This window comes from Alteromonas gracilis (assembly GCF_002993325.1).
GTDB lineage: Bacteria > Pseudomonadota > Gammaproteobacteria > Enterobacterales > Alteromonadaceae > Alteromonas > Alteromonas gracilis.
Map to the genome: position 1 here is coordinate 182,281 of NZ_PVNO01000024.1, position 24,720 is coordinate 207,000.

20 protein-coding genes are annotated in these 24,720 nt (G+C 44.8%); 5 read left to right on the forward strand and 15 right to left on the reverse strand.

Translation table 11 applies throughout. The features are described 5' to 3' along the window. The 8 genes from C6Y39_RS07880 to phoB form a co-directional block, all read right to left on the reverse strand. The gene (locus C6Y39_RS07880; RefSeq protein ID WP_012517279.1) at window positions 1-519 is read right to left on the reverse strand and encodes a MotA/TolQ/ExbB proton channel family protein; all 519 of its coding nucleotides are present in this window, start codon (window positions 517-519) and stop codon (window positions 1-3) included. Between the two features lie 2 nt (window positions 520-521). After that, complete coding sequence (locus C6Y39_RS07885) at window positions 522-1,886, reverse strand: MotA/TolQ/ExbB proton channel family protein (RefSeq protein WP_105930727.1); 1,365 nt, start codon at window positions 1,884-1,886, stop codon at window positions 522-524. Window positions 1,887-1,899: 13 nt separating this feature from the next. Beyond that, the gene (locus C6Y39_RS07890) at window positions 1,900-2,658 is read right to left on the reverse strand and encodes a DUF3450 domain-containing protein (protein WP_014997333.1); all 759 of its coding nucleotides are present in this window, start codon (window positions 2,656-2,658) and stop codon (window positions 1,900-1,902) included. A gap of 176 nt (window positions 2,659-2,834) precedes the next feature. After that, window positions 2,835-5,483: a TonB-dependent receptor domain-containing protein gene (locus C6Y39_RS07895; protein WP_039219809.1), complete on the reverse strand. Its 2,649-nt coding sequence runs from the start codon at window positions 5,481-5,483 to the stop codon at window positions 2,835-2,837. Window positions 5,484-5,600: 117 nt separating this feature from the next. After that, window positions 5,601-8,393 (reverse strand): hypothetical protein, encoded by a 2,793-nt coding sequence (locus tag C6Y39_RS07900; RefSeq protein ID WP_105930855.1) that lies wholly within the window; start codon window positions 8,391-8,393, stop codon window positions 5,601-5,603. A 324-nt stretch (window positions 8,394-8,717) separates the two neighbouring features. Beyond that, complete coding sequence (locus C6Y39_RS07905) at window positions 8,718-9,722, reverse strand: PstS family phosphate ABC transporter substrate-binding protein (RefSeq protein WP_105930728.1); 1,005 nt, start codon at window positions 9,720-9,722, stop codon at window positions 8,718-8,720. 35 nt (window positions 9,723-9,757) lie between these two features. Continuing rightward, window positions 9,758-11,059: a phosphate regulon sensor histidine kinase PhoR gene (phoR, locus tag C6Y39_RS07910; RefSeq protein ID WP_105930729.1), complete on the reverse strand. Its 1,302-nt coding sequence runs from the start codon at window positions 11,057-11,059 to the stop codon at window positions 9,758-9,760. Between the two features lie 101 nt (window positions 11,060-11,160). Then, window positions 11,161-11,850, reverse strand: coding sequence for a phosphate regulon transcriptional regulator PhoB (gene phoB, locus C6Y39_RS07915; RefSeq protein ID WP_105930730.1), 690 nt, complete (start codon window positions 11,848-11,850; stop codon window positions 11,161-11,163). Between the two features lie 263 nt (window positions 11,851-12,113). Between phoB and C6Y39_RS07920 the strand changes: the two genes are divergently transcribed. Together C6Y39_RS07920 and rdgC are read left to right on the forward strand one after the other, a co-directional pair. Beyond that, window positions 12,114-13,838, forward strand: a complete 1,725-nt coding sequence (locus C6Y39_RS07920; protein ID WP_105930731.1) for a sensor histidine kinase — start codon at window positions 12,114-12,116, stop codon at window positions 13,836-13,838. Between the two features lie 142 nt (window positions 13,839-13,980). Continuing rightward, a complete protein-coding gene (gene rdgC / locus C6Y39_RS07925; RefSeq protein WP_105930856.1) occupies window positions 13,981-14,892 on the forward strand; it encodes a recombination-associated protein RdgC in 912 nt (303 codons plus the stop codon). A 154-nt stretch (window positions 14,893-15,046) separates the two neighbouring features. Here rdgC and C6Y39_RS07930 read toward each other — a convergent pair whose 3' ends face one another. Beyond that, window positions 15,047-15,610, reverse strand: coding sequence for a helix-turn-helix domain-containing protein (locus tag C6Y39_RS07930; RefSeq protein WP_105930732.1), 564 nt, complete (start codon window positions 15,608-15,610; stop codon window positions 15,047-15,049). A 202-nt stretch (window positions 15,611-15,812) separates the two neighbouring features. Here C6Y39_RS07930 and C6Y39_RS07935 point away from each other — a divergent pair, with 202 nt between their 5' ends. Continuing rightward, entirely contained in the window at window positions 15,813-17,018 is a 1,206-nt protein-coding gene (locus C6Y39_RS07935; RefSeq protein WP_105930733.1) for a benzoate/H(+) symporter BenE family transporter, read from the forward strand. Between the two features lie 112 nt (window positions 17,019-17,130). Here the strand turns inward: C6Y39_RS07935 and C6Y39_RS07940 are convergent, their stop codons facing one another. Continuing rightward, window positions 17,131-17,967: an HDOD domain-containing protein gene (locus C6Y39_RS07940; RefSeq protein WP_105930734.1), complete on the reverse strand. Its 837-nt coding sequence runs from the start codon at window positions 17,965-17,967 to the stop codon at window positions 17,131-17,133. A gap of 408 nt (window positions 17,968-18,375) precedes the next feature. Here C6Y39_RS07940 and C6Y39_RS07945 point away from each other — a divergent pair, with 408 nt between their 5' ends. Further along, window positions 18,376-20,064 (forward strand): dipeptidyl-peptidase 3 family protein, encoded by a 1,689-nt coding sequence (locus C6Y39_RS07945; protein ID WP_105930735.1) that lies wholly within the window; start codon window positions 18,376-18,378, stop codon window positions 20,062-20,064. Window positions 20,065-20,162: 98 nt separating this feature from the next. On the opposite strand, the gene C6Y39_RS07950 is transcribed toward C6Y39_RS07945, so the two are convergent. The 4 genes from C6Y39_RS07950 to folB form a co-directional block, all read right to left on the reverse strand. Next, window positions 20,163-20,534, reverse strand: coding sequence for a histidine triad nucleotide-binding protein (locus C6Y39_RS07950; RefSeq protein WP_105930736.1), 372 nt, complete (start codon window positions 20,532-20,534; stop codon window positions 20,163-20,165). A gap of 143 nt (window positions 20,535-20,677) precedes the next feature. After that, a complete protein-coding gene (locus tag C6Y39_RS07955; protein WP_105930737.1) occupies window positions 20,678-21,478 on the reverse strand; it encodes an undecaprenyl-diphosphate phosphatase in 801 nt (266 codons plus the stop codon). An 8-nt stretch (window positions 21,479-21,486) separates the two neighbouring features. Further along, a complete protein-coding gene (folK, locus tag C6Y39_RS07960) occupies window positions 21,487-21,981 on the reverse strand; it encodes a 2-amino-4-hydroxy-6-hydroxymethyldihydropteridine diphosphokinase (protein WP_105930738.1) in 495 nt (164 codons plus the stop codon). After that, window positions 21,981-22,334: a dihydroneopterin aldolase gene (gene folB / locus C6Y39_RS07965; RefSeq protein WP_105930739.1), complete on the reverse strand. Its 354-nt coding sequence runs from the start codon at window positions 22,332-22,334 to the stop codon at window positions 21,981-21,983. Before folB ends, folK begins: the two co-directional genes overlap by 1 nt. A gap of 328 nt (window positions 22,335-22,662) precedes the next feature. On the opposite strand from folB, the gene plsY reads away from it, so the two are divergent. Beyond that, the gene (plsY, locus tag C6Y39_RS07970; protein ID WP_105930740.1) at window positions 22,663-23,265 is read left to right on the forward strand and encodes a glycerol-3-phosphate 1-O-acyltransferase PlsY; all 603 of its coding nucleotides are present in this window, start codon (window positions 22,663-22,665) and stop codon (window positions 23,263-23,265) included. On the opposite strand, the gene C6Y39_RS07975 is transcribed toward plsY, so the two are convergent. Beyond that, on the reverse strand, window positions 23,255-24,583 hold the full coding sequence (locus tag C6Y39_RS07975; protein WP_105930741.1) for an alkaline phosphatase family protein: 1,329 nt from the start codon (window positions 24,581-24,583) through the stop codon (window positions 23,255-23,257). The genes plsY and C6Y39_RS07975 overlap by 11 nt on opposite strands. Window positions 24,584-24,720 lie beyond the last annotated feature (137 nt).

Consider the following 24,720-nt stretch of genomic DNA (forward strand, 5'->3'; position numbering starts at 1 on the left):
TTAACGTTGAATAATCAATGCATCCTCAAGATGCGTGCGTTCTGATTTCACCATACGTGTTAACCAGGTAGCGGCGAATACGCCTGAAAGTGCGCCAACCATGCCCGCCATTGTGGGGATAGTGGCTTTCGATACACCTGATGCCATTGAACGAGCATTACCTGAGCCCGCAATCGCCATCACATCGAACACTTCAATCATACCGGTAACCGTTCCCATCAAGCCTAGCAGCGGGCAAAGCGCTACCAGAGACTGAATAATTGGGATGCTGCCGTTTAGGCGCATGGTTAACTGTGAAATTGTTTTCTGACGAACTTGCTCGGCGAACCAAGAAGAGCGATCGGCACGTGCTGTCCACATTGCTATCGCTTCTTTCTTGGCTTGCTTGTGCCAAACCATCAGATACATCGCACGCTCGAGGATCAAAAGCCACATAACGAATATCAGCAGACCGATGACCAGGAGAACCTGGCCACCTGTTTCTGTGAAATCGCGAATTGCTTCTAGAAACTCGATCATGATTAGCCTCGCTCAGCGCGCTCTGCAATTACGCCAGACGCCTGTTCTTGTAGTATGTACACAATGTTCTTAGAACGTGTGTTAAGCATTGCATAAAGCAATGTCATTGGGATCGCTACAACAAGACCTAGTACTGTTGTTACAAGTGCAGTTGAAATACCGCCTGCCATTAGTTTCGGGTCACCTGTACCAAACAAGGTAATTGCCTGGAAGGTGTTAATCATACCCGTTACCGTACCTAGTAGACCCATTAGCGGCGCAACTACTGAGATAATCTTAATGATAGTTAAGTTACGACCTAACTTTGGTACTTCACCCAAAATCGCCTCTGTAAGGTGAAGCTCAAGCGCTTCAACATCAGCGTTTGGATGCTCGTCACGTACTTTAAGTACACGGCCAAGCGGGTTGTTAGTGTTAACTTCTTTGCTCTTAAGCTGCTTGTTTACTTTCATGCGTGTCAGCGTAAGCGTTACAAGACGCTCTAGAGCAAGTAGTAAACCAAACGCACCAACGATAAGAATGATATAACCTACAACACCGCCCTGCTCTACGCGCTCTTTAAGATTTGGCGCTTGAACTAGAAGACCAAGGATTGAACCACCTGTCGGGTCGATACCAAATTGAACTAGCTCACCATTTGATGCTTGTAGTTTTGCAGCAGAGTCGTTGTAACGGTCAGCAGGTTGACGTACTAGTTCAGACACTGTGCCTGTTACGCCGTTGTAGTCTAAGTATTTGCCGTCAGCAACTAGCGCAAATGGACCAACGCGTACTACCGACTTATTAACTTTCTCGCCGCCAGCTTCAACAACGTCAGTGGTAAAGGTAGTCACCTTGCCTGATTCAGTCATTTCACGCTGCATTTCAAACCACACGCGCTCAATTTCTTCAATTGAAGCAAGTTTTGAGCTTGAACCCATATCTTGTGCCATTTGGTCAAGGAACTCTGAACGGCCTTGAATTTGCGCAGAAATAACTGAGTTATAGAATTTATTTTTGGTGTCACCAGCGATTTGCTGAAGTACACCGAATAGCTCTTTTAGTGAACCAAGACGCGTGTCTAGTGCACCGTTTAAGTCAGCCAGTTTGAATTCGTTTTCTTCGAACTGAGTTTCAAGCTGCTCTGATTGTGCAAGCATTTGGTCGCGCTTTTCACGGGTTTCGCGAAGAATGCGATCTTGCTCTGCACGTTGCGCTTGGAAATCGCGCTCGCGCTGTTTGTTTTGCTGAGACTGTGCGAACTGACCTTCTTCTAGTTGCTTAAGAAGTGCGTCTAAGTCCATGGCACGGTCGCTTTGTGCGAAAGCACCAACGCTGATGCTAAGGGCTGCTAGACCAACAGCGATACGTTTTACTGTGTTAAACATTCTCATCAACCTCTTAGTCTGTAATTGCCACTGGCAGCATTAGCAAGTCTGGTGCAAGTTGCTTCTTCGCCATGCGCAGACCTTTTGTAATTTGTGTACGGTAGCTGCTATCAAGCTCTTCCCACTGACGAGTTTGCTTGTTCCAAACACCCTGCATGCTTGCATCACGTGTTTGATAAATTAGCGCTGTACGACCAAGGCGTAGGAACTCAACGTCACGCTCTTGACCGTTAATTGTGTGAATACCGCTGTACGCTTCCATAGTGCGGCCGTAGTCCATCTCTACCTGATACGCTTCCATTACGCGACGGAATTTTTCAGACGCAGCAACGTCGGCACGATCCATCATAGCGCGAAGGTCAGCTACGCGATTTGCGCGCTCTTCAGGAAGGAAAGGTACGTCTAGCGCAACAAACTGCTCTAGGCCGTCAATCATACGCATCATAAGTGGTGTGATTTGACGCTCAACAACAGATACTTCATCGATAGCAGCGTTTAAGTCTGCCATTTCTTGTTCTTGGTTATTGATTTGCTTACGAAGCTGAGTGTTATAAACCTCAAGGCCTTCGATTTCTTTCATCAATGTTTTGAACTGTTGAAGTTTGCTGTCGATTTGATCGGTAATACCGTTAATCTTTTCTTGCGATTTCGCCGCTGACTCGTTTATTTTCGCTGCCTCATCGACAACGGGTTTTAAGACTTCATCGTCTTGTGCAAGCACGGGTGTCGCTGCTAGCGCACCTGCTACAAGCAAGGCATTGATAAGCTTCATACATTCAAACCTTTAAAGTTAAAAGAAATCGGTTGTATCCGACTATAAATTTCTGCGCGTAGGATAGGAGTTTTCTGTGACAGTTTTATTACGGAACTGTCATAAATAGACCAAAAGTGTCATCTTCATCGCATAAAAAAGGCCGCTGAATAGCGGCCTTGGCAATAAGTTCAGGTTTAGAAGTCGTATTTAAATGACAACCTAATACCTGTTCCCCTTGTCTCTGACCTAAGCAGCGTATCGTTGAACTCAATTTCACGATCTTCACCTAGGATATTCTGAACACGTAATGTGACAGTGCTATTAAAGTCTGGGTAGTACTTGTAAACCATATCAAGTGAATGGAATGGTTGTTCGAAGTTATCATCGAAACCATCGATACCCGCGATCAGGATACGCTCACCGAATACGTTGTAAACAAGTGACGCAGAGTGTTCACCGTTGTCTGAGTCATAGCCTAATTGCATGTTTAACACATACTGAGAATGACCTGTCATACGACGCTCTACATTTGTAATTGCCGCAGACACACCGGTTTGCTCAACGATATTCTGACGGTCTAATACAATTTCAGAGTCACTCACAGTAATGTTTCCAGTGGTAAACAAGTTGTCCCAAATACCGTCGCCAATGAAGGCTAAGTCCTGTAGGAATTCAACTTCAACCCCGTACACCTCGCCAGATTCAGCGTTAGCAATACGAATTAGCGGTGGACCATCCTGAGCTGGAGACTGTACCGATTCAATTGGCGCCTCCATGTCTTTATAGAATAGGCCTACAGACACGTTGTTACCCGCTTCTCGGTACCATTCCCAACGTAAATCATAATTAATGATATCTGTTGTGCTTACACCAGGTGTACCCGCAATCGGGAAGTTAGTTAACGGGTCTAAGTAAGTCGCCGAAGAAACCTCACGAAGATCAGGGCGAACTACCGTTTGACCGATACTTGCACGTAGCTGCATATCGTCTTCTAAGAAGTAAGTCACAGCAAGCGCTGGATAGAAACCGTCTTCTTGGAACGCAAGCTGCGAACGATCCGCTTCATCACTCAAATCAAACTGGTTTGTGCGCGGATCTAGCGGCGCCACTACCTGACGGAAGTCTTCCCAGCGTACGCCACCAGTGAAACGCCATTTGTTGTCATAGAAGAAGTCAGCTTCAAGGTAGTACGCATCAATTTTTTGACCTGCTACGTAGTCATCACCAGCAATAGTCGTATCACGAATAATTGGTCGGCTAGACAAAGATAGGGTGTCTAAAACGCTGTCGCTGAAGATTTCGCTAAAGTCGTTACCGTCCAGAATTGAACGGTCTTCAACACCAAGCGTATTGATGTCGAAACGACGGTTTTCAGCATTACGTGTTTTTGTGACGAAGCTTGCACCTACCTTGTACTCTGTTTCCCACTTACCCAATGACATCGGATAAGTCACGTTATAGCCAAAGTTTTCCAAGCGATCGTGAAGATCCTGGAAAGTATAGCGAGCCGCAGTTTGCGCATCTGACAAAAAGATTTCGTTCTCGTCGTCGAAGATACCGTCTTGATTCACATCTTCCATGACGAAACGAGCATTGAAGTTACCTGGCGCATGGCGCACAGAGCGGCCTAATGAGTACGTCCAGTCAATCCCCATGAAGTTTAGCTCTGGGATTGTATGCTGACCTTTAATCTGATTGGTATACAGCGAGCGCTCTTCATACTGAACGTCAATATCTCGAATACGCAAGCCTTCTGCTTGGTTCAAGTTTTCTGTGTTACCAAACATCTCGCGAATTTCATCACGCGTATCGTTTAATACGATAAGGCTGTAATCAATACGATGTTGACGGTTATAGTCTACACCTAGTGTCAATAGAGAAGACCAAGTCACCGTTTGCTCAGTACCTTGGATATCATCAAAGAAGCGAACATTAATAATGTCATCACCCACTAAGTCAGGGTCTTGAAGTTCGTATTCTTCTGATGAACGGGTTTGCGCTGAATATCGCGAAGTTACTAGAAAGCCAAAACGCCAATCATCATCGTAGTCGTAGCTATCACCATAAGTGACGTTCACACGCATATCGGGGTCAGCCGACGTTCTCTCAAGACCGTATTCCCTGTTGACGCCTTTGAATAACTCTAATGCTTCTTCTGGCTCTAGATCATCCAAGAAGTTCTTTGAATCCCAACGCTCTTGAATAGCAGCGGAGGCTGCACGTGTTCCATCATCTTCACCGGTCCAGTCGCGACCACCACCAGCATAATCTAATACGTCGCCTGAGTTTTCTGTATCAATACCAAGTGCAGCAGATACGTTGAAAACACGCTGTGTAGGTATAGATTTCAATCGAATATTTACGTTACCACCACCGAAAGCCGCGGGCATAGATGGTGAATACGATTTCTGAACCGCAAGGCTTTCGATAATGCTCGACGGGAACAAGTCGAGAGGTATTACGTTACGCGTTGGATCTGGGCTTGGCACGATTGCGCCGTTTAATTGTGTTGATGAGTAACGCTCACCAAGGCCACGAACATAGATGAAACGACCATCTACAAGTGTTAGACCAGTTACACGGCGAAGTGCGCCCGCAGCATCACTGTCACCAGTACGAGCGATCTGCTCTGCACCCATTATATCAGCTACGAAGGCTTGATTTTTACGTTCTTCCATTACTGCCGTTGCCGTGCCTTTAAGGCGTGTACCGGTCGCGACAACTTCCTCAATCACTTCTTCTTCATTCGATTGAGCGAAAGCCATAGACGTTGGAAGCACAATGCTCGCAGCAACGGCTAAGCTGATGGGTTTTAGAAGAAACCTGTTAGCAGGTCTGTTCATGATGAACCTCTTTAGAAAGGAATACATTCACGAAAATAATTCGTGTCTTACAAACTTAAAAGCAAGTGCGTCACTGTTGCAACGCACTTGCTTGTCTTTAGCTATGCGAACTGGGTCTTATTCAAGACCAACAGTCCATCCCGCTGTCCAGTCGTTATCAGCGTCTTTAACTGCGCCAATAAAGTCTACTGAAGAGAAGAAGCTGTCTAGCGTCGATACGTCAGTCGCTTCTGTTGCGTCTACTGTGTAGATACCGTTAAGTACCGTTGCAGTATTATCTAGTAGGCTGTTACCTGTTTGAGCAGTGAACCAAGCTTCTTGGCTGAAGTCGCCAGAATCTTTGATATTTTCCGCACACGCTAGTACAGATGTTTCAAAAGTAAGCTGAGGCGTGTTGGTACCATCCATGTTAGCAAGTAGCGTGGTATCGCCATCGCTTAAGTCGGCTTCAAAACACTCACCCATACCCGCTGGACCAGTTACAACAAAGTTGTAAAGTTGTGCATTGGTTTGGTCACGCAGTAGAACACCTTCCGAGTCAGCATTAGCAGTGTCAAACTCGTTGCCAATAATCGTCATGTTAGCGACCATAGGATTTGAGAACGCTGTGCCGTCACCGCCGTCACCGTCACCTTCTATAGCACGGTTAGCGTCCGAATTATCTTCTGCCTGCTTAACAAGAACAAACTGTAGCTTACCTACGTAACCGTTATCCCAGTCAACAGAGTCATCTTGGATACCAGTTAGCGTAAGATATTTAACGTTTACTGCACCGCCGAAGAACTCAACGCCGTCATCGGCATTTTTATGAACTTGTACGTACTCAACAGTAGTACCAGAACCTACGCCACCAAATGTGATACCGTTAAGTTCGTTGTCTGGCGCAATCTCAAAACCGCCGTGCATTACGCGAACGTAGCGAAGTGTACCAGAACTGTCAGTATTGTCTGTACCGCCAAATACTGCACCTTCTTGCGCACCTTCAACTTGTAGTGAGCACGAAGTGCCATCTTGTGGGCATTTAGTCGATTCACCGTTACCTAGAACAATCATACCACCCCATTGGCCCGCTTCACCTGCTTCAAGACCGCCAACAACGTGGTCGCGTGAAGTGAAAGTGATTGGGTCAGCAGCCGTACCGTTTGCGTTGATTTCAGAATCTCGGCTAATTACTAGGTAGTCGTTACCTGAGGCACCGTAAACCGTTACACCTGGCTCAACAGTAAGGGTTGCGCTGTTTTCTTTATCACCACCTACGAATACTGCACCTGAAAGCGCGTAGAAGTTACCTGCAGTAAGCGTTAGGTCTGAAGTGATAGTACCTGACACTTCACACGTAGTAGTCGTTCCGTCTACTGGCGTGATTGAAGTCGTACCTGATGGGCAACCTGATGCAGTTTGAGCTAATTCGATGTTACCACCGCCGAAACCAAACGCCCAACCTTGACGCCAGTCTGTTTCACCAACAGCACCGATAAATGTGTTTGCTTCAAAGAAAGTATCAAGCAATGTAGACGCGTCGCCACCAGCAGTAAGAAGTGCACTTTCTGCTGTAAGTGTACCGTCTGGGTTAAGACCAAGGTTTGCGCGGTCTTCAAATGCGATTAGCTGGTTACCTTCTTGGTCTGTGAACCATGCTTCTAGGTCAACTGCACCCTCTGGCGTATTGAATGGCTCAGAACAAGCAATCGCTGAGTAAGTCATGGTTAGGTCACCGTCAGAAAGGTTAGCTTGAACCGTTTCGTCAGTGTCCATTTCTAAACACTCGCCCATTGCTTCTGGACCAGTGATAAGGAAGTTCATTAGGTTTGCGCCAGTTTGGTCGCGAAGTAGTAGACCTTCAGAGTCAGCGTCAGCTGTATCGAAAGTGTTACCGATCACTGTCATGTTAGCGATCATTGGCTTCGAGAATTCTAGGCCGTCACCACCGTCGCCGTCACCTTCAATACCGCGGTTCGCGTCAGAGTTGTCAGCGGCGTGCTGAACATAAACGTACTGAAGCTTACCTTTATAACCGTTGTCCCAGTCTACTGAGTCATCTTGGTTAGCCGTTAAAACTAGGTGTTTCGCGTTTACCGCACCGCCGAAGAATTCTACACCGTCATCTGCGTTGCTGTGTACTTGTACATAGTCAACTTCTGTACCTGAACCAACACCACCGAAAGTGATACCGTTAAGTTCGTTGTCTGGCGCAATTTCAAAACCAGCGTACTTAACTACTACGTATTTAAGGATACCAGAGCTGTCTGTATCGTCTGTACCACCAAATACTGCACCTTCTTCTGCACCTTCAACCTGAAGCGCGCAGTCAGAACCATCTTGTGGACACTTAGTTGATGTACCGTTACCAAGAATAACAACACCACCCCATTGACCAGCACCAACTTCGTCGCCAACAACATCGTTGAATGAAGTCATGATGATTGGAGAAGATGCTGTACCTTCTGCTTCAATTTTTGAGTCACGGCTAACTACAAGGTAATCAGCACCAGTACGACCAAAGATGACTGTGCCTTCTTCAATAGCAAGCGTTACGCTGTCAGCTTTGTCATTACCAACGAAAACTGGACCTTCAAGCGCCCATACTTTGTCGTTCGTTAGCGTAATTACGCCTTGGTCGTCTGCATCTTCTGCAGTCAAACGACCAGAAAGAACACGTACTTCAACCGTTTGGCCGAATGCTTCAGAAACTTCGCCACTTAGAAAAGAGCTTACTTCACCTGGAGCAGTGTCAGTTGAACCTGTATCACCGCCAGTGTTGCCGCCATCAGTGTCACTGCCATTGTTATTAGTAGTATTAGTAACGCTGTTATCAATATCGCCTTCGCTGATATTGATGTCGCCGCCACAGCCAGCTAGCACAAGCGCAGTAGCAATCGCTGAAGCTTTGAAAAGTTGCTTAAGTTCCATGTGTTTCTCCAAGTACGGTATAATTATGGATTTAGAAAACGCGGAAACTTTAACTGAGGTAAATGACACATTTGTTACATTAAGGCGCTGTAACAAAAGTTTCATATAAAAAGTTAAAATTTTTGCTAACTGAAAGAGGGCGAGGCTAAAAAAATCGAGCCTCAAAAATTATTTTTTATTTTTCCTATACTTATGACTAGTGTAATCGCGGCGGGTAATTTCATCAAAAGCGCTTCCTAGAGTGAACGGGCTCTAGAATCAATCACCTAGAATAAAGTTAGGGAACGCAGAAAAGCAATTTATGACGCAATTATGACAAATTGCTTACTCTGTAAGTAAACGCCGTTGACGCACAAGGACATCTTCCCTTATAGGGAAGTACCCGTCTCTTAATACCTGCTGCTGCCCTTCCTTTGACAAAATGTAGCGAAGAAATTCTCTTTCTAATGTAGGTAATGGTTCATTTGGCTTCTTATTAATCACGAGATAAAGAAAACGAGCAAAGGGATAGGTCTCGTTACGAACGGTGTCGATAGATAAAGGTATTAAATTATCAAGTGTATCCCCTAGCGGCAACGCACGAACGCCTGCTGTTTTGTAGCCGTAGGCGGCGTAGCCAATAGCACCTGTACCACTGGCCACAGACAATACCACAGAGGCCGAGCCTGGCTGTTCATTCACCGTGTTTTTAAAGTCACCATCGCACAATGCCATCACTTTAAATAAGCCATAAGTTCCTGAAACGGAGTTTCTTCCATAAAGACGGATTGGAGAACGATAAGCGATGTCATCAACACCAAGCTGCGACCAATTTGTTATTTCATTATCGCTCCCGCAAAACTGTGTTTCCGAAAACACGGCATCTACTTGCTCTAACGTCATACCTGGAAGTGGGTTTCGTCTGTCTACAAAGATAGCGATGGCATCCATCGCAACTTTTAAAACAGTAGGGGGATAGCCGTGTATTCGCGTGAAGTCTCGGATTTCACTGGGCTTTAACTCCCGGCTCATAGGCCCTATTGTTGCCGTGCCTTCAATAAGTGCAGGTGGAGCTGTCGATGAACCTGATGCTTGGATCTGAAAGCCCACTTGGGGATAGAAGGTTTTGAACTCCTGTGACCAAAAGGTCATCAAATTAGCGAGCGTATCGGAGCCTACAGACGATATCTTTCCCGCTACGCCAGGAACTCGCTCGTAAGTTGGAACGTCGTAAGCATGAGAAGCTGTTTGAGTAGGCGTATCTTTTGAAGAACTTGCAAACGCGTTGGCAGACAAAAATAGTACAACGAGTAAAAGTACGTTTGAAATAAAATAGAACCGCCTTATCATCTTTCCTCGCCTTTCAAACACGTAACATTTCCAATTTAAAGCTTTTCTGTAATGAGTTCGTTGTCCAGAACAAACGAGAAGGTGCTTCCCTCTCCCAACGTACTTGAAATTTCCAAGCGTGAATTATGATGGCTGAGCACGTGTTTTACAATGGATAGGCCTAAACCAGACCCCCCGGTTTTTCTTGATCTCGCTTTATCCACGCGGTAAAAGCGTTCGGTTAAGCGATTGAGATGATTTTGTTCAATGCCATCGCCGTTATCTACCACTGAAAACTGTGCACCATTGACCTCACGCTGCCAATATACGTTAATTTCACCGCCAGCGGGGGTGTAGTGTACGGCGTTAAACACAAGATTCGAACACGCACTTCGAAGCTCAGTTTCTACACCAAATACGTAAAGATCTTCATCCACGTGAAATGTAATTGTATGATTTTTCTCTTTGTTCAGTGATTGCGCTTCTCGTTCAACTTGCGCGAGCATGACAGGGACATTAACAACATTCTCATAGATTCGCTCTGAGCTTGCTTCAATGCGGGACAATACTAATAAGTCTTCAATCAAACTTTGCATACGTTGCGTTTGCGATGTCATTTCTTTCATCGCCTTTTGCATGAATGGATCAGAGTCTTCATCAATAGGAAGAATTTCAAGATATCCGTTAATAACCGTTAGCGGCGTGCGAAGCTCATGAGATACATTCGCCACAAAATCTTTTCGCATTTCCTCGAGCTGGGAAACACGGGTAATATCACGGGCAATAAGTAAAAGATGCTCGTCACCATAAGGCATGATGCGATATTCGAAGGTTTTGTTTGGATTGGTGGGCGATGGCACTTCAATGGGATACTTGTAGTTGCCCGCATGGAAATACTGAATAAACTCAGGGTGGCGGATCAAATTATCTATGCGGCGACCTGAGTCTTGAGGCCATTTCAGCCCTAAATCTAAGCGTGCCAGGCGGTTACACCACATAATGCACGCCTTTGCATCTACTACAACCGCCGCGTCAGGTAAGGCTTCAGAACCTTCCCGAAAGCGCTTTACGAGTTCGCCTAGTTCTTTGCGTTTGTTCCTATTGCGACGCTGAAGGTAATAAATACCTTCATAAATATGCTCCCACACGCCACGAACCGTGGGAGGAGACATCTTACGGCTATGCCATAGCCAGCGATTCAGCTTATAAAGATGCCAATAATTAAACAGCAGGAGAAGCGTTGCGCCAATAGCAACAGCAAATAACATGTCATCTAAATACCACCCGACCAGCGCAAATATCACAAGGAATAATATTAAGCGCAGTGTACTTCTCAGCCAAGAGAACGGGTAATACATGAGATAGCTCGCGTTGTTAAGAGTAAAAAGAAGCGCACATCAGTTAGGGCGAAAAAAACTAAAGGGAGCAACTACGTGTTTCTCCCCTTATTTTGGCCACTTTATAGCTTAGTAGAAAAACGATAGCCTGCGCCGCGCACTGTTTGAATCATTGCATCGTGACCGTGACGAGATATGGCCTTACGCAAACGTCGAATATGCACATCGACTGTTCTGTCTTCAACATATACGTTGGTTCCCCATACATTATCAAGCAATAGCTCTCGACTGTATACGCGTTCTGGGTGCGTCATGAAAAAGTGAAGGAGCTTAAATTCTGTTGGGCCCATATCTAGCGGATCCTCATTCGCCATAACGCGATGAGATACCGGCTCTAGCTTAAGACCATTAAATTCTATCGGCTCTTCGCTAGAGGTTGGTGTAACCCGGCGCATTACTGCCTTGATCCGCGCAACTAGCTCTTTTGGCGAGAAAGGCTTTGTCACATAGTCATCAGCGCCCGCATCTAGACCGCGAATTTTATCTTCTTCTTCTCCGCGCGCTGTAAGCATAATGACAGGAATATCACGTGTGAACTCGTGCTGCTTCAAGCTTTTTGCCAACTGCACACCGCTACCACCAGGCAGCATCCAGTCTAACAATATTAAGTCTGGATACGGCTCACAAATTTTTTCTTGCGCGACATCGAAGTCTTCTGCTTCAATAATGTTAAATCCTGATTGTTCTAATACAAACTTTAACATTTCGCGAATAGGCGCTTCGTCCTCAACCACCAACACTGTACGAGACATCGTTATATTCCTGCTCATTTTTAATCGCCGCTATTATTAATGTGGTCTGTGACAGTTTTATTAAAACGATTACATTAATGTGTCAAGCTTAAGACACTTATAAATAGGTTCCGTCCAAAGTTTAATCACTCAATCTTGTTTATTCACACGTTTACGCATATTCTTGAATTGTCAAAATTACCAACACCTTATCAGCAAACAAGTATTTAAGTCGCAAAGGTGTAGTAAATCATAGATCTGATGTAACAGGGGTATGTTTATAAATGGCCGCGGTCAAGACAGGGTTATCAAGGAAGCTCTTAACCAGAGTATTGTCAGTATATTTCTCACTGACGCTGCTTGTTACGGTAGGTCAGATTTTTACAGAGTACCTCAGCACCAAAAACCATGTGGAAAGCGAGCTGCAGACGTTGAAAAATACGTTTTCGTCTAGCCTTACTCGTGCTTTGTGGGAACTAAATCATGATCAAGTCCGTGCCATCTCAGAAGGTTTGATGTCGCTGCCTATTGTTGAAGGCCTTCAAGTCCGTGGCGAAAATGGCAATTACATTGCCGAGTACGGTCTTCGTGCTAAGCGCTCACCAGCCCCTGTAGACCGCGAAATTATTGAAGACCACTCTGGCGGTGTTTTTAGTTTCAGTTTTCCTTTGGTGTTCAAATTTTCAGGGCGAGAGTCAACCGTAGGCGACGTAACCCTGTATTCAAGCTTCGACACGATTTTTAGTCGTATCGAAGTTGGGGTCTTCTTTCTTATCGGCAACGCAATTGTGAAGACCACCTTCCTAGTTTTTCTATTCATGACCGCGTTTCGGACCATGCTTTCAGAGCCTCTGCAAACTATTACTGAGCAGATGGAAAACTTTGATCCCCAACATCCTGAAGAGAGCAAACTCAGCATAAAACTAGAAGATGACAATGAGTTACTTCAGCTTAAAGAGTCCTACAATGGCGTCATTGACGACCTTATCGCTTCGAATAATAAATTAAACGAAGCGCAAAATGAGTTAACCCTTGCGAACAAAAAGTTGGATGACCAAAACCTCATTTTGGAACAAGAAGTCGCGAAAAAGACCGCGTCTTTATCGCAAATAATGCTCGATCTCGAACAACAAAAGGACGAGCTGATAGCTCATCAGCGAGAGCTTCGGCAAGAAAACGAAAACCGCCAATACATTGAAGCTGAGCTAAGACAACGCAATAAGGAGTTAGCTGGCTCAATGGATACGCTAAAACATGCACAAGAGCAGCTGCTAGAGTCTGAGCGCATGGCATCACTTGGTGGTCTTGTAGCTGGTATTGCACATGATGTAAATACGCCGCTTGGGGTCAGTGTCACCGCCGCTAGTTTTCTTCAAGAGAGACTTAATAATTTAAAAACGGACTTTGAAGACAAAAGCCTCACCAGTAAAAATATGGCGAGTTTTATCGATGAGGCAGAACAAACAGCGCTATTATTACTGAATAATCTTGAGCGTGCCTCTGACCTCATTGCTAGCTTTAAGCAGGTTGCGGTAGACCAGACAAGCGAGACTGAACGAGAAATTAATTTAAATGACTATATCAACGAAATCATTCAATCGCTGAAACCAAGCTTTAAACATACCGAATACCAAATCAATGTCTCTTGTCCACAAAACCTGGTGGTTACGTGCGCGCCGGGCGCTATTGCCCAAATCGTTACGAATATGGTTATGAACTCCATTACCCATGGCTTTGAAGGGCGGGCTAAGGGCTCCATTACCCTAGAGGTAAAAGAAGAAAATAATACGGTAAGTCTTTATTACAGCGACGACGGTAAAGGACTCAGTGAAGAAGAGTTGAGCAAACTCTTTGACGCTTTCTATACCACCAAACGAGGCAAAGGTGGCAGTGGTTTGGGCACGCACATCATGTATAACTTGGTAACACAGTCACTGAATGGGCAGATAGAAGCACAAAGCTCTATCGATAAAGGCTTAGAGTACTTCATTCGTTTTCCTAAAAACTAATATCACACCCCTGTAATGTTTGCCTCACCATAAGCGCGTAGCATACGCGCTTTTATTCTTGTAAGCGTCTTTTATTCAATTGCACAGCTCGGTCTACATTGGTACGCTTGCGCCCTATTTCTATCAAGAGAATGCTTACATTATGTGGTTTAAAAACGTAAAAGCCTATCAAATTACTCAGCCGCTATCGCTAGACGAGGGCGATTTAGAGCGCGCCCTTAACGAGCATGCTTTCAGACCGTGCGGCAGCCAAGATTTGGCAACCATGGGGTTTGCTTCCCCGTTTTCTCAAGCTGGAAAGCAAGGCACTATGTTTCATGTTGTTCAACAGCGTTTTTGGATAACACTAAAGAAACAAGAAAAAATTCTTCCTTCGGCTGTAGTAAATGCTGAACTTGACGAAATGACAGCTAAGATCGAAATGGAAACCGGCTCGCCAGTTGGCAAAAAAGCCAAAGCCGATCTTAAGCAAGAAATTCAGACCCGCTTGCTGCCTCAGGCCTTTACAAAAAATACCTATACTCACGGCTTTATATCACTTGCCGACAATTTGGTAGTGGTTGATGCGTCTTCAGATGGGAAAGCCGAGGCCTTTTTGGCAATGGTAAGAAAGGCTATAGGTTCACTACCCGTGGTGCCGTTTACGCGCAGAAGCCTTCAAAGCGAACTTACCCACTGGGTTACTGAGTCAACGCCAGAAGGCGTAGGCCTGCTTGAAGAAGCTGAACTTAAATCAACCGATGACACTGGCAGCGTTATACGTTGTAAGAATCAGCCGCTAGACAGTGAAGAAATCAGTATTCATCTAGATGCAGGTAAACTGGTTCAAAAAGTCGCATTTGAATATGCAGAAACGCTAACCGCTATTATTTGTGAAGACGGTGCCATTAAGCGCATTAAATTTACAGACCGTATTAAAGAAGAGACTGACGACGTACCTAAAGATCAGGTTGAGGCCCGCCTTGACGCAGAGTTCGCGCTAATGTCAGCGGAAATTTGTACGCTGCTGAACTTTCTTCGTGGCGCACTTAATCTTAACGACGACAGTTTGTAAAACTTTTCGGATAGTCGTGGGGTAACGTCAACGATACCCCATCGCTATCATAGCGCCTGATTATTATTACCGGGGTAATCAGGCCATTCGGCGGTATTATCTACACCACGTTTTTATTAATGTGTGGTGCATTGGCGAACACTATAACGTCGTTTCAATGTGGATAGTGAATTACCACAATAAAACGGGTTTCCCCTTCCTCGTCTCGATAACCGTGAGGCTGATCTGCTCGCAATATACATTGCTCTTGTGCCTTATATTCCTGCCACTGACCACCTTGCAACACACCTAACTTTCCTTGTAAAACGTGAATATGTTCGGTGACCCCTATTTGGTGAGCCGAAGAATGCTGTTCATGAGAGTTCTTTAAACAAAGCTCGAACATTTCAAACTGTGTCGCAGCGTTAAATGGAAATAAGGTTTTAATGGTTACGTTTATGTCGTTAGCGAACTTATGCTCGGCATGTTGAGAGGAAAGTTCAACGTCGTCATCAGATAAGAAAGAAGAAAACGAACACTCAAGGCCTGTGGCTATCTTCCACAGCGTTGCAATGGTAGGACTCGACTCCCCCCTCTCTATTTGCCCTAGCATGGCTTTAGATACCCCGGTCAACTGCGCTGTTTTATCAAGGGAAAGCCCCCGCGCTTTGCGAACCGATTGCAGGTGCTGGGAAATACTTTTCGAAATAGCAGAAGGCGGCGTATTCGCTTTTGTCATCTGATCAGAGCCTTTTATTTTTCGCAGATGCTACCAAAGCACTTGTGCGCTATAACGCACAGGTGTTATGTTACACTATGTGCGCTATAGCGCACAGTTAGATAAGATAGCATACTTTAACGATAAAAAATTCGATAAACATAGTGAGTCTGTTTTTATCGCTCAATCCATTTAGGGTCGACGTTCTAGCACGGGTATTTTCATGAGTAAATGGAAGTTAAGCCATATCAGCGCGGGGCTTACCGCCGTTACGGTAGGTTATAGCAGTTCTGTTGTTATCATCATTGATGTAGCGCGCAAAGCCGGCGCCAGTGACGATATGGTAGTAAGCTGGTTACTCGCACTTGGGTTAGGTATGGGCATTACCTGCATTCTGTTTTCATGGCTCTCCAAACTGCCCGTTGTTACCGCATGGTCTACACCTGGCGCGGCTTTTCTATTAACCAGTATTGGTGACTACCGATTAAGTGAAGCCATTGGTGCATTTGTTATATGCGCTTTACTTTCTCTTGTCACCGCGCAAAGCCGCAGTCTGCTGAAACAGATAAGTCGAATTCCTCCTGCAATTTCTTCTGCACTTTTGGCTGGTATTCTCTTACCTATATGTTTAGCGATATTCAGTGATGTTAATGAAGCGCCGTATTTAGTCGCGTTGTTTATCGCGGCCTACCTCGTTGGGAGCCGTTTATTTCCCCGCTATCTAATGCTGTTACTACTGGTTATGTCGGTGGGTATTAGTGTGTTTATGGGCAGTTCACACGGCGTTATATCGTTACCGGGCGACGCATCGATGTTTTCACCAGAAATGGCATCGAATTTTACATTACCGGCGCCTATTTGGGTTACACCTAGCTTCTCTTTCAGTGCGGCTATTGGGTTAGCCTTTCCTCTTTTTCTCATCACTACACTTTCCCAAAACTTACCAGGCATTGCTATTCATCACGCTCATGGATACACGCCCGACCACAAGCCAATTTTATCAGGTATTGCCATTGTGCAAGCACTATTGGCGCCTTTCGGTGGGTTTACTTTTAACCTGGCAGCCATTACCGCAGCGCTGTGTATGGGCGAGCAAGCTGATAGCGAAAAGTCGCAACGCTACAGAGCTGCCATAGCAGCCGGCGTGGCGTACTTATTTATGGGGCTGTTAGCGTCTGTGGTCGTGGCGTTATTTGTCAGTATGCCCAGTATTATCATTCACCTTCTTGCCGGACTCGCATTGCTGGCCACACTCCAAAGCGCCGTGGCGCGGGCTATGGAAGTTGAACATCACAGAGCACCTGCAATGCTTACCATGCTTTGTACGGCGTCAGGTTTCAGTTTATTTTCCATGACCTCTGCGGTCTGGGGGTTAGGTTTAGGTTTACTACTTCTTTATATTCAGAAAACGCCAGAACACCGACGTTAACTGAGATAGACAAAAAAGCCGATAACTCAACGCTATCGGCTTTCACATATTGACCACTAATGCTCGTCTACATTGGATAACGCGCTTAGTTCCCTCCTCTAGACAGCCTACGTTAGAGGAAGATTTGCTTGGCAGCGCTACTTAGCTCTTCAAACTCGTCTGAGTGAAGCTCACCCATATCTTCTACCACACCACGCTGAATGGCTAGGTTTAAAATCGCGTCTTTTTGACTACCAGCAGCACCTGATACAGCAGCGCCAACACGAACAAAGTCGATATAACCTAACTCGTCAGGAATGTAGCTCAAGTCTTTCCAATTTTTTGCAACATTGACAAAGCTTTCACCGAAGCCCCACTTCTCCATAATATTGGCGCCGATCCGGCCCGCTAACTTGTCAATTGCCACCTCAAGAAATGAAGGGTTTGCGAATACCTCTGGATGACGCTCTGCTTCTGTTAAGATAGGAAGTACACCAATGTTGTGCACAAGCGCGGCTAACGTCATCGTATCCATGCTCATTTCACGCTTTTTAGTTCGAGCAATATAAAGCTGCAGTACCGCCATTGAGCTAGCAACAATATTCACCGTACTTGCCCACTCTTTTTGTAGATAGCGCGCAACTACGTCGTTTTTAGACACAAACAACTGTTCCATTGCTAGCGCCGTGGAAATATTCTTTATCTGACGCAGCCCAATGCGCGTCACCGCTTGACTAACGGAGTTAACTTTAACACTACGCCCCATATAAGCGCTGTTCGCGATCTTAATCATTCTTGCACTAAGTGATGGATCTTGACCGATAACATCACCCATCGCATTAAGGTTAATATCAGGATCATCAGCCGCTTTACGAATTTTCAGCGCGATGGCGGGAAGTGTAGGAAGTACAAGCGTATCATTATTAATTTTTTCAACCAAAATGGTTGAGAGCGCGTTCTGTGTAGACATATTTCTACCCTTAGGAAGTTCCAAATAGCCTTTAAAAGGCAATAAGTTACATTACTGATTAATCAATGACTGCGACAATTCACGGCGTTACAGATTAATTGTTGAACGTTGCATTCCCTGCGTCTACTCGTGTAAACCCAAATGTGACACGTGAAAATACAAACTGTTTATTGTTTTTCTTTGATGTTTCTAACACCATACTATAGTAGCTCTTCGGTTTCGACCATCTAAAAATAGAAAACGTGACAGCGAAATTTTCGCGAATACCTAGGGCTTAATCAAAGTATAGACAACAAGCGGCAGAGCACTATCAAATTCACGCAATTTTTTTTCATACTTTTGTATTAAATCAAAAGCATAGCTATAGTGTGCTACCTACCCAACGACAGAACAAACGGTAATATTAATATGAAAAAAGTACTTTCACGCTACTCCCCTATTGCAGCCGCAGTAGCTGGACTATTCATACTTTCAGCTTGCAGCAAGAGCGCCGACACAACGCAAGCTAGCTCACCTGATACTGATAACCAGCAAATATTGTTAGTTGATGAGTCACGCCTGTCTATTTATCACGGTGTAGATCTGACGAGTGATTTATCTCACCTAAGCGATAATCAACGTGAAATGCTCTCTCTGTTAATCGATGCATCGAAAATCATGGATGATTTATTTTGGAAGCAAGCTTTCTTCGAAGATAAAGATGCCTTTCTCTCTTCAATAAGCGACGAAAAAGTTCGTCATTTTGCCGCCATAAACTATGGCCCATGGGACCGGTTAAACGGCGATACGCCGTTTATTAGCGGCTATGAAGATAAAGCACTTGGCGCCGAATTTTACCCTCACGACATGGATAAAGCCGAGTTTGCTACGGCAAACTTTAAAGACAAACAGGGTCTTTACTCCATGATTAAGCGCGATGAAGCAGGCAAACTTTATTCAGTGCCTTACTCTGAAGCATTTAAAAGCGAATTAATGAAAGCTTCTGATCTTCTCAAAAAAGCGTCCACACTTGCTGAAGACGAGAGCTTTAAGCAATACTTACAACTGCGTTCAGAGGCCTTACTATCAAACGACTACCTCGCCTCTGATATGGCATGGATGGATATGAAAACCAATCCGGTTGAATTGGTTATCGGCCCTATCGAAAGCTATGAAGATCAGTTGTTTGGTTATCGCGCAGCCTTTGAAGCATACGTGCTAATTAAAGACCTCGCTTGGAGTGACAAGCTCGCTAAATATGCAGCCTTCTTACCTGAGTTACAGCAAGGGCTTCCGGTTGCTGAGGCGTACAAAGCTGAAATGCCGGGTTCTGATGCCGACCTTAATGCTTATGACGTTATTTATTATGCTGGGCACTCTAATGCAGGCAGCAAAACCATTGCAATCAATTTACCAAATGATGAACGTGTTCAGCTAGAAAAAGGCACCCGTCGCCTTCAGCTTAAAAACGCTATGCGCGCAAAATTCGACACTATTCTTGTGCCTATTGCAGACACGTTAATCGTACCCGAGCAGCGAAAACATATTACCTTCGACGCCTTTTTTGCGAATACCATGTTCCACGAGGTAGCACATGGCCTTGGTATTAAAAATACATTGGATGGTGCGAGTACCGTACGCGGCGCATTAAAAGAGCATGCTTCAGCCCTTGAAGAAGGCAAAGCAGACATTCTAGGTTTGTATATGGTGCAAAGCCTCCTTGAAAAAGGTGAAATCACAGAAGGTTCGTTGGAAGATTACTATGTCACCTTTATGGCGGGTATCTTCCGCTCAGTACGTTTCGGCGCAAGCTCTGCTCATGGTAAAGCGAACATGATCCGCTTCAACTTCTTTGCCCAACAAGGCGCGTTTGAAAAAACAGAAGACGGTCTTTATCGCGTGAATATGGAAAAGATGGGTGCCGCTGTTGAAGCATTATCTGAACTTATTCTTACATTGCAGGGTGACGGGGATTACGATGGCGTAGCGAAACTGGTTGAAACCATGGGCGTTATCAAACCCGACCTTGCATCTGATTTAGCACGTCTAGAAGCGGCAAGTATTCCTGTTGATATTCACTTCAACCAAGGTAAGAAAATACTGGGCCTTGCTGATTAATCTCGGGGAAAGGTAAAAGATTAAGCAAAAAATATAACAAAAAGGCCGCCCTTAAACGCAAGTGCGGCCTTTACTAAATCCTACTTGCGGCACCTTGATTACTCTACGTGGCGCTTCATATTCTCCGAGTATGGAGGCCAGCCAAGTGGTTTACCCGCTAGCACATGTAAATGAATATGGTACACAGTCTGTCCGCCATACTCATTGCAGTTCATAACCGTACGATAACCCTGATCGGCAAAGCCCTGCTCTTTCGCGATTTTAGCGGCAACGAAAGATAAATGGCCCACCACTACCCGGTCTTCCTCAGCAATATCGTTCACCGTCGCAATCTGCTTTTTCGGTATAACGAGAAAATGAGTCGGAGCTTGAGGGTTAATATCTTTAAACGCCAGCGCAAGTTCGTCTTCGTATAAAATATCAGCTGGAATTTCTTTGTTGATAATCTTATCAAAAATAGTTTCTGCCATATCTCACTTCCTTATTCCATATTAATTATGGCGCGTTTCATTCACGCCTGTAATTTTTCAATATTGTCTAAACAGTGACGTTCGATGCACATCGAATTAATACTCATTAACCCCGAACTCGCCGCTTTGCTAATGGCTCGTTGCTACGCGAACACAAACCATAGCAACACAGCGCCTAACGCCAAACGATAAATAACGAAAGGCAGCATACCAATGCGGGATATCCAGCTTAGAAACAAATAAATACACAGGTAGGCGCTCACAAAAGAAAACGCTGCGCCGTATAGCAGCGCATACCAGTCAACCGCTTCGTTTGCATTAAGTAAGTCGAGCGTAGCTAAAAGTCCCGCTCCTAAAATAACCGGAATTGATAATAAGAAAGAAAAACGAGCGCAGGCTTCTCGCTTTAACCCTAACATCAAGCCTGCGGTCATGGTAATACCTGAACGAGATGTCCCCGGAATTAACGCTAAGACTTGTGCTAAACCAATATAGACAGCTTGTTTTAGTGTTAAACCATCAAGCTCTTTTTCTCGTTTAGCAGTGGCATCCGCATACCAAAGTAATAAGCCAAAGATAATAGTAGTGCCAGCTATCACCAAAGCCGTACGTGCATTATCTTCAATCCAACCTTTCATTAAGAAGCCAATGATAACAGCAGGAATGGTCGCAACGATGACGTACCATGCTAACTTGCTGTCTGTAGATTGCTGCTTGCTAAAACCTTGCGTTACCCAAGCCACCGTCATTTGCCCTATCTCTTGGCGAAAATAAATCATGACAGCAAGTAGACTTCCTACGTGCACAGCAACATCGAAGGCCAAGCCTTGGCTTACCCATCCGAAGAGTTCCGCGGGTAAAAGTAAATGCCCAGAGCTACTAATAGGAAGAAACTCAGTCACGCCCTGAATAATTGCTAAAATAATAATTTCGAAAAGTGTCATTCCTTTGCTTAACTCCAAGTAAAGTCAATTGGCCATAGTTGCTGTTTTTGTTTATCAAAGTTTTGCCACATTTGGGCATAGGTTTCTTGCGTTTCAGGGTGAATGTCGTTGGGAACAAGTTCAGCTAACGGCCAAAGCACAAACGCGTTGTAGCAAATTTCTTCGCGAGGCAAAACCACAGGGGTTGTAGTTATCTCACTATCATAGGTAAGCAAATCAAGATCAAGGGTTCTGGCACAAAACTTTTTGTCTGCGTGCACTCTGCCATTCTCTCTCTCGATAGATTTAAGCGTGGCGCACACCTCTTCAATGCTTTTCGATGTTGTTGCCCGCGCTGCTGCGTTGTAAAAAGGGTTACCGTTAAAGCCAACCGCTTCACTTTCGTAAACGGAAGATACAGTAACATCACTGAACACCTGTTTTAACGCCGCTAAAGACCGCCGAGTATAATGTTCCCGCTCTATATTGGAACCGATACTAATCAATATGGTGTGTGAAGACATTAAACCCGCTCTTTGCTCATTTCAACAGCAACCGTTCGCGCGTTGGGAAGGATATTTGGTTTTACGATTTTAAGTGTAATCCCGTTAGCTGGAAAGCTTTCAAGAACGGAATTCATTACTTTGCTACCAAAAGCCTCAAGTAGTTCAAACGTACTTTCTTTACCCACTTGTACAATGCATTCGGCGACTTTTGCGTAGTCGACGGTGTCGGCCACGTCATCGCTTTGCATGGCCGCTTGCAAGTCAACATCAAGTGTCACGTCAAGAAGTAATTGGGTTGTGCGCTCACGTTCCCAATCATAAACACCAATCAGGGTGTCAACCTCAAGACCTGTAATATATATTTTACCCATGGAATTTTTCATCTTGTACTGTTATCAAACCAATCTATCGCCGTGTTATAGGCGTGATTACTGGTCTTACTACTGCGCTTTCACCCACATATTGAGGCTAAACGGTGGTATATCACGTTTGGATGGAGTAGCTTTACGCTTGTGTGTTGTAACTATACCGCTGTATGACAACTGGGAGCAACCAAGGTTTTATAATTTTAATTAGGCGGCTTGGTGCAATGAGCATCATATTGCGCTTTGTAAGAGAGTGCATAGCTGTCTAAAAAAGAGCCCTCTTTACTTAGATAACACATGCTTAAAAAATACTTTTAAAAACTAGAATGCATAAATGATTTCGCTAACCCTTTTAATGATTGCCGTCGCCTACCTCTTTGGCTCACTTTCAAGTGCCGTCGTAATAAGTCGACTGTTTGGATTACCTGATCCCAGAACCGCTGGTTCTAAAAATCCAGGCGCAACTAATGTTTACAGACTAGGTGGGCGTGTTCCCGCATTACTTGTTCTTGTTATGGACATTTTAAAAGGCACTATTCCCGTATACGGCAGCTATTTTTTAGGCATAGAGCCTATCACTCTGGGCTTAATAGCCATATTCGCATGCCTAGGCCATATTTTTCCGCTCTACTTTGGGTTTCAAGGTGGAAAAGCGGTAGCTACCGCATTTGGCGCTATGCTGCCTATTGGGCTTGATTTAGCGGGCCTGCTCATTCTAAGTTGGGTGATCGTAGTTTTTCTTACCGGCTACTCTTCACTCGGCGCACTTATCGCAGTATCGCTAGCTCCACTGTTTACATTTTTGATAAAGCCGTTGTACACCGTTCCCGTTGCGATGCTTTCTTTGCTCATTATAGTGCGACATAAAGACAACATTACCCGCCTGCTAGCGGGTAATGAAAGTAAGGTGTGGGATAAAGGAAAAGTTAAAGAATAAGCCCCTTTCTTAACACATCAAGCTCTCCATCTATAGGTGTAATCGGTGCAACACCAAGAATTTTTGCCAGCGCTGGATATACCTCCAGATTACTAAATGGCGGAAGGGTTGTACCTGATGCAAACGCGGGTCCTACAGCAACAAACGTCGCCCCCATGTCAGGCAGCGTATTGAGGTAACCGTGTCCTCCTTTACTGACATGCATACTGTTAGCATTCTTGAAACGCGCGGGTGGCGCAATTTCGATAATAATATCGCCCGTTCTATTTCCGGACTCCATGTGACGCGCCGCACGCTGCTTTTTATTCAAAACAATAAAGCGATTTTCGGCTATTTTCTCTAAGCGGGACATTTCATTGCTGATTGCTTCGTTAGACAGGTCATCTTTAGCATATATATGCACCTGGGCCCCTGCATTTTCGATTATAAAGCTTTCTGGAATTGACAGTGACGCTATGTCTAGCAGTTGATTCTCGTCTATCGGAGTCATACCGTGGTCGGAAACGACAACTAAGTTTACCTCTAGATCTAATTGATTTATGCGCTCGTAAAGTTGGCCAATCAGCGCATCAACTTTTTGAACCGCATCGTAAGTTTTGTCTGCGAAAGGCCCCTCGTCGTGACCTACTGAATCAGTCAATGAAAAATAACCAGCTATAAAGCGAGGACGAGATATTTCAGGCAATTTGAGCCAGTTGACTATCTGATCAACCCGCTCTTGGTAATCGGAATATTTGGAATAATGATAGTGGTAAGTAGGTAATGCGCCAGATATACGCGCGTCAGACTCTGGCCAGAAAAAAGTAGCCGCCTTCATACCGTGATATTCAACAAGATTCCAAAGTGGTGTTGCTTTTATCCATGTGCTGTCTGCGCCACCATCGCCAAGTTCATATCGTGCGAAGCTATCCTTGTTCGGCCGCGATTTGTCGTAAAACCGGTTGTTTACAATGCCATGATTTTTGGGAAGTAATCCGGTAACCAAAGATATGTGGTTGGGAAAGGTGTTTGAAGGGTATACAGGGGTCATAGACACTGCCCTTACCCCTTGCTTAGCAATGGTGTTTAAATGCTTAGCTTCGTGCAGCTCTATGTAGTCGTGACGAAAGCCGTCTAAAGATATCATCACTACGTATTGCTTATTTGTTTCAGCGTCACTCTTTGAGTCTTGCGCCATTGGCGTACCTGTTGGCACGACCTGATCCGTAGCGAATACATTGAACGATGTTAGCGTTGCTAAAGTGAGTGACGTTATAAAAAAACCAAGCGAGTATTTCACCATGCTTGAGAACCGTGTTGTCCAGCTTTCTAACCTCATGCTGCCTTTCCCTTGCTTATTTGCTCATCTGATTAACAGTAAAGGCAGTGAAGCATGTTTTCATTGCCTTTTTGTGTATTTCCATTGCGAAACGTTATTGGCTACGCAAACGTTCGTAGCCAACAGCTCAATGAACA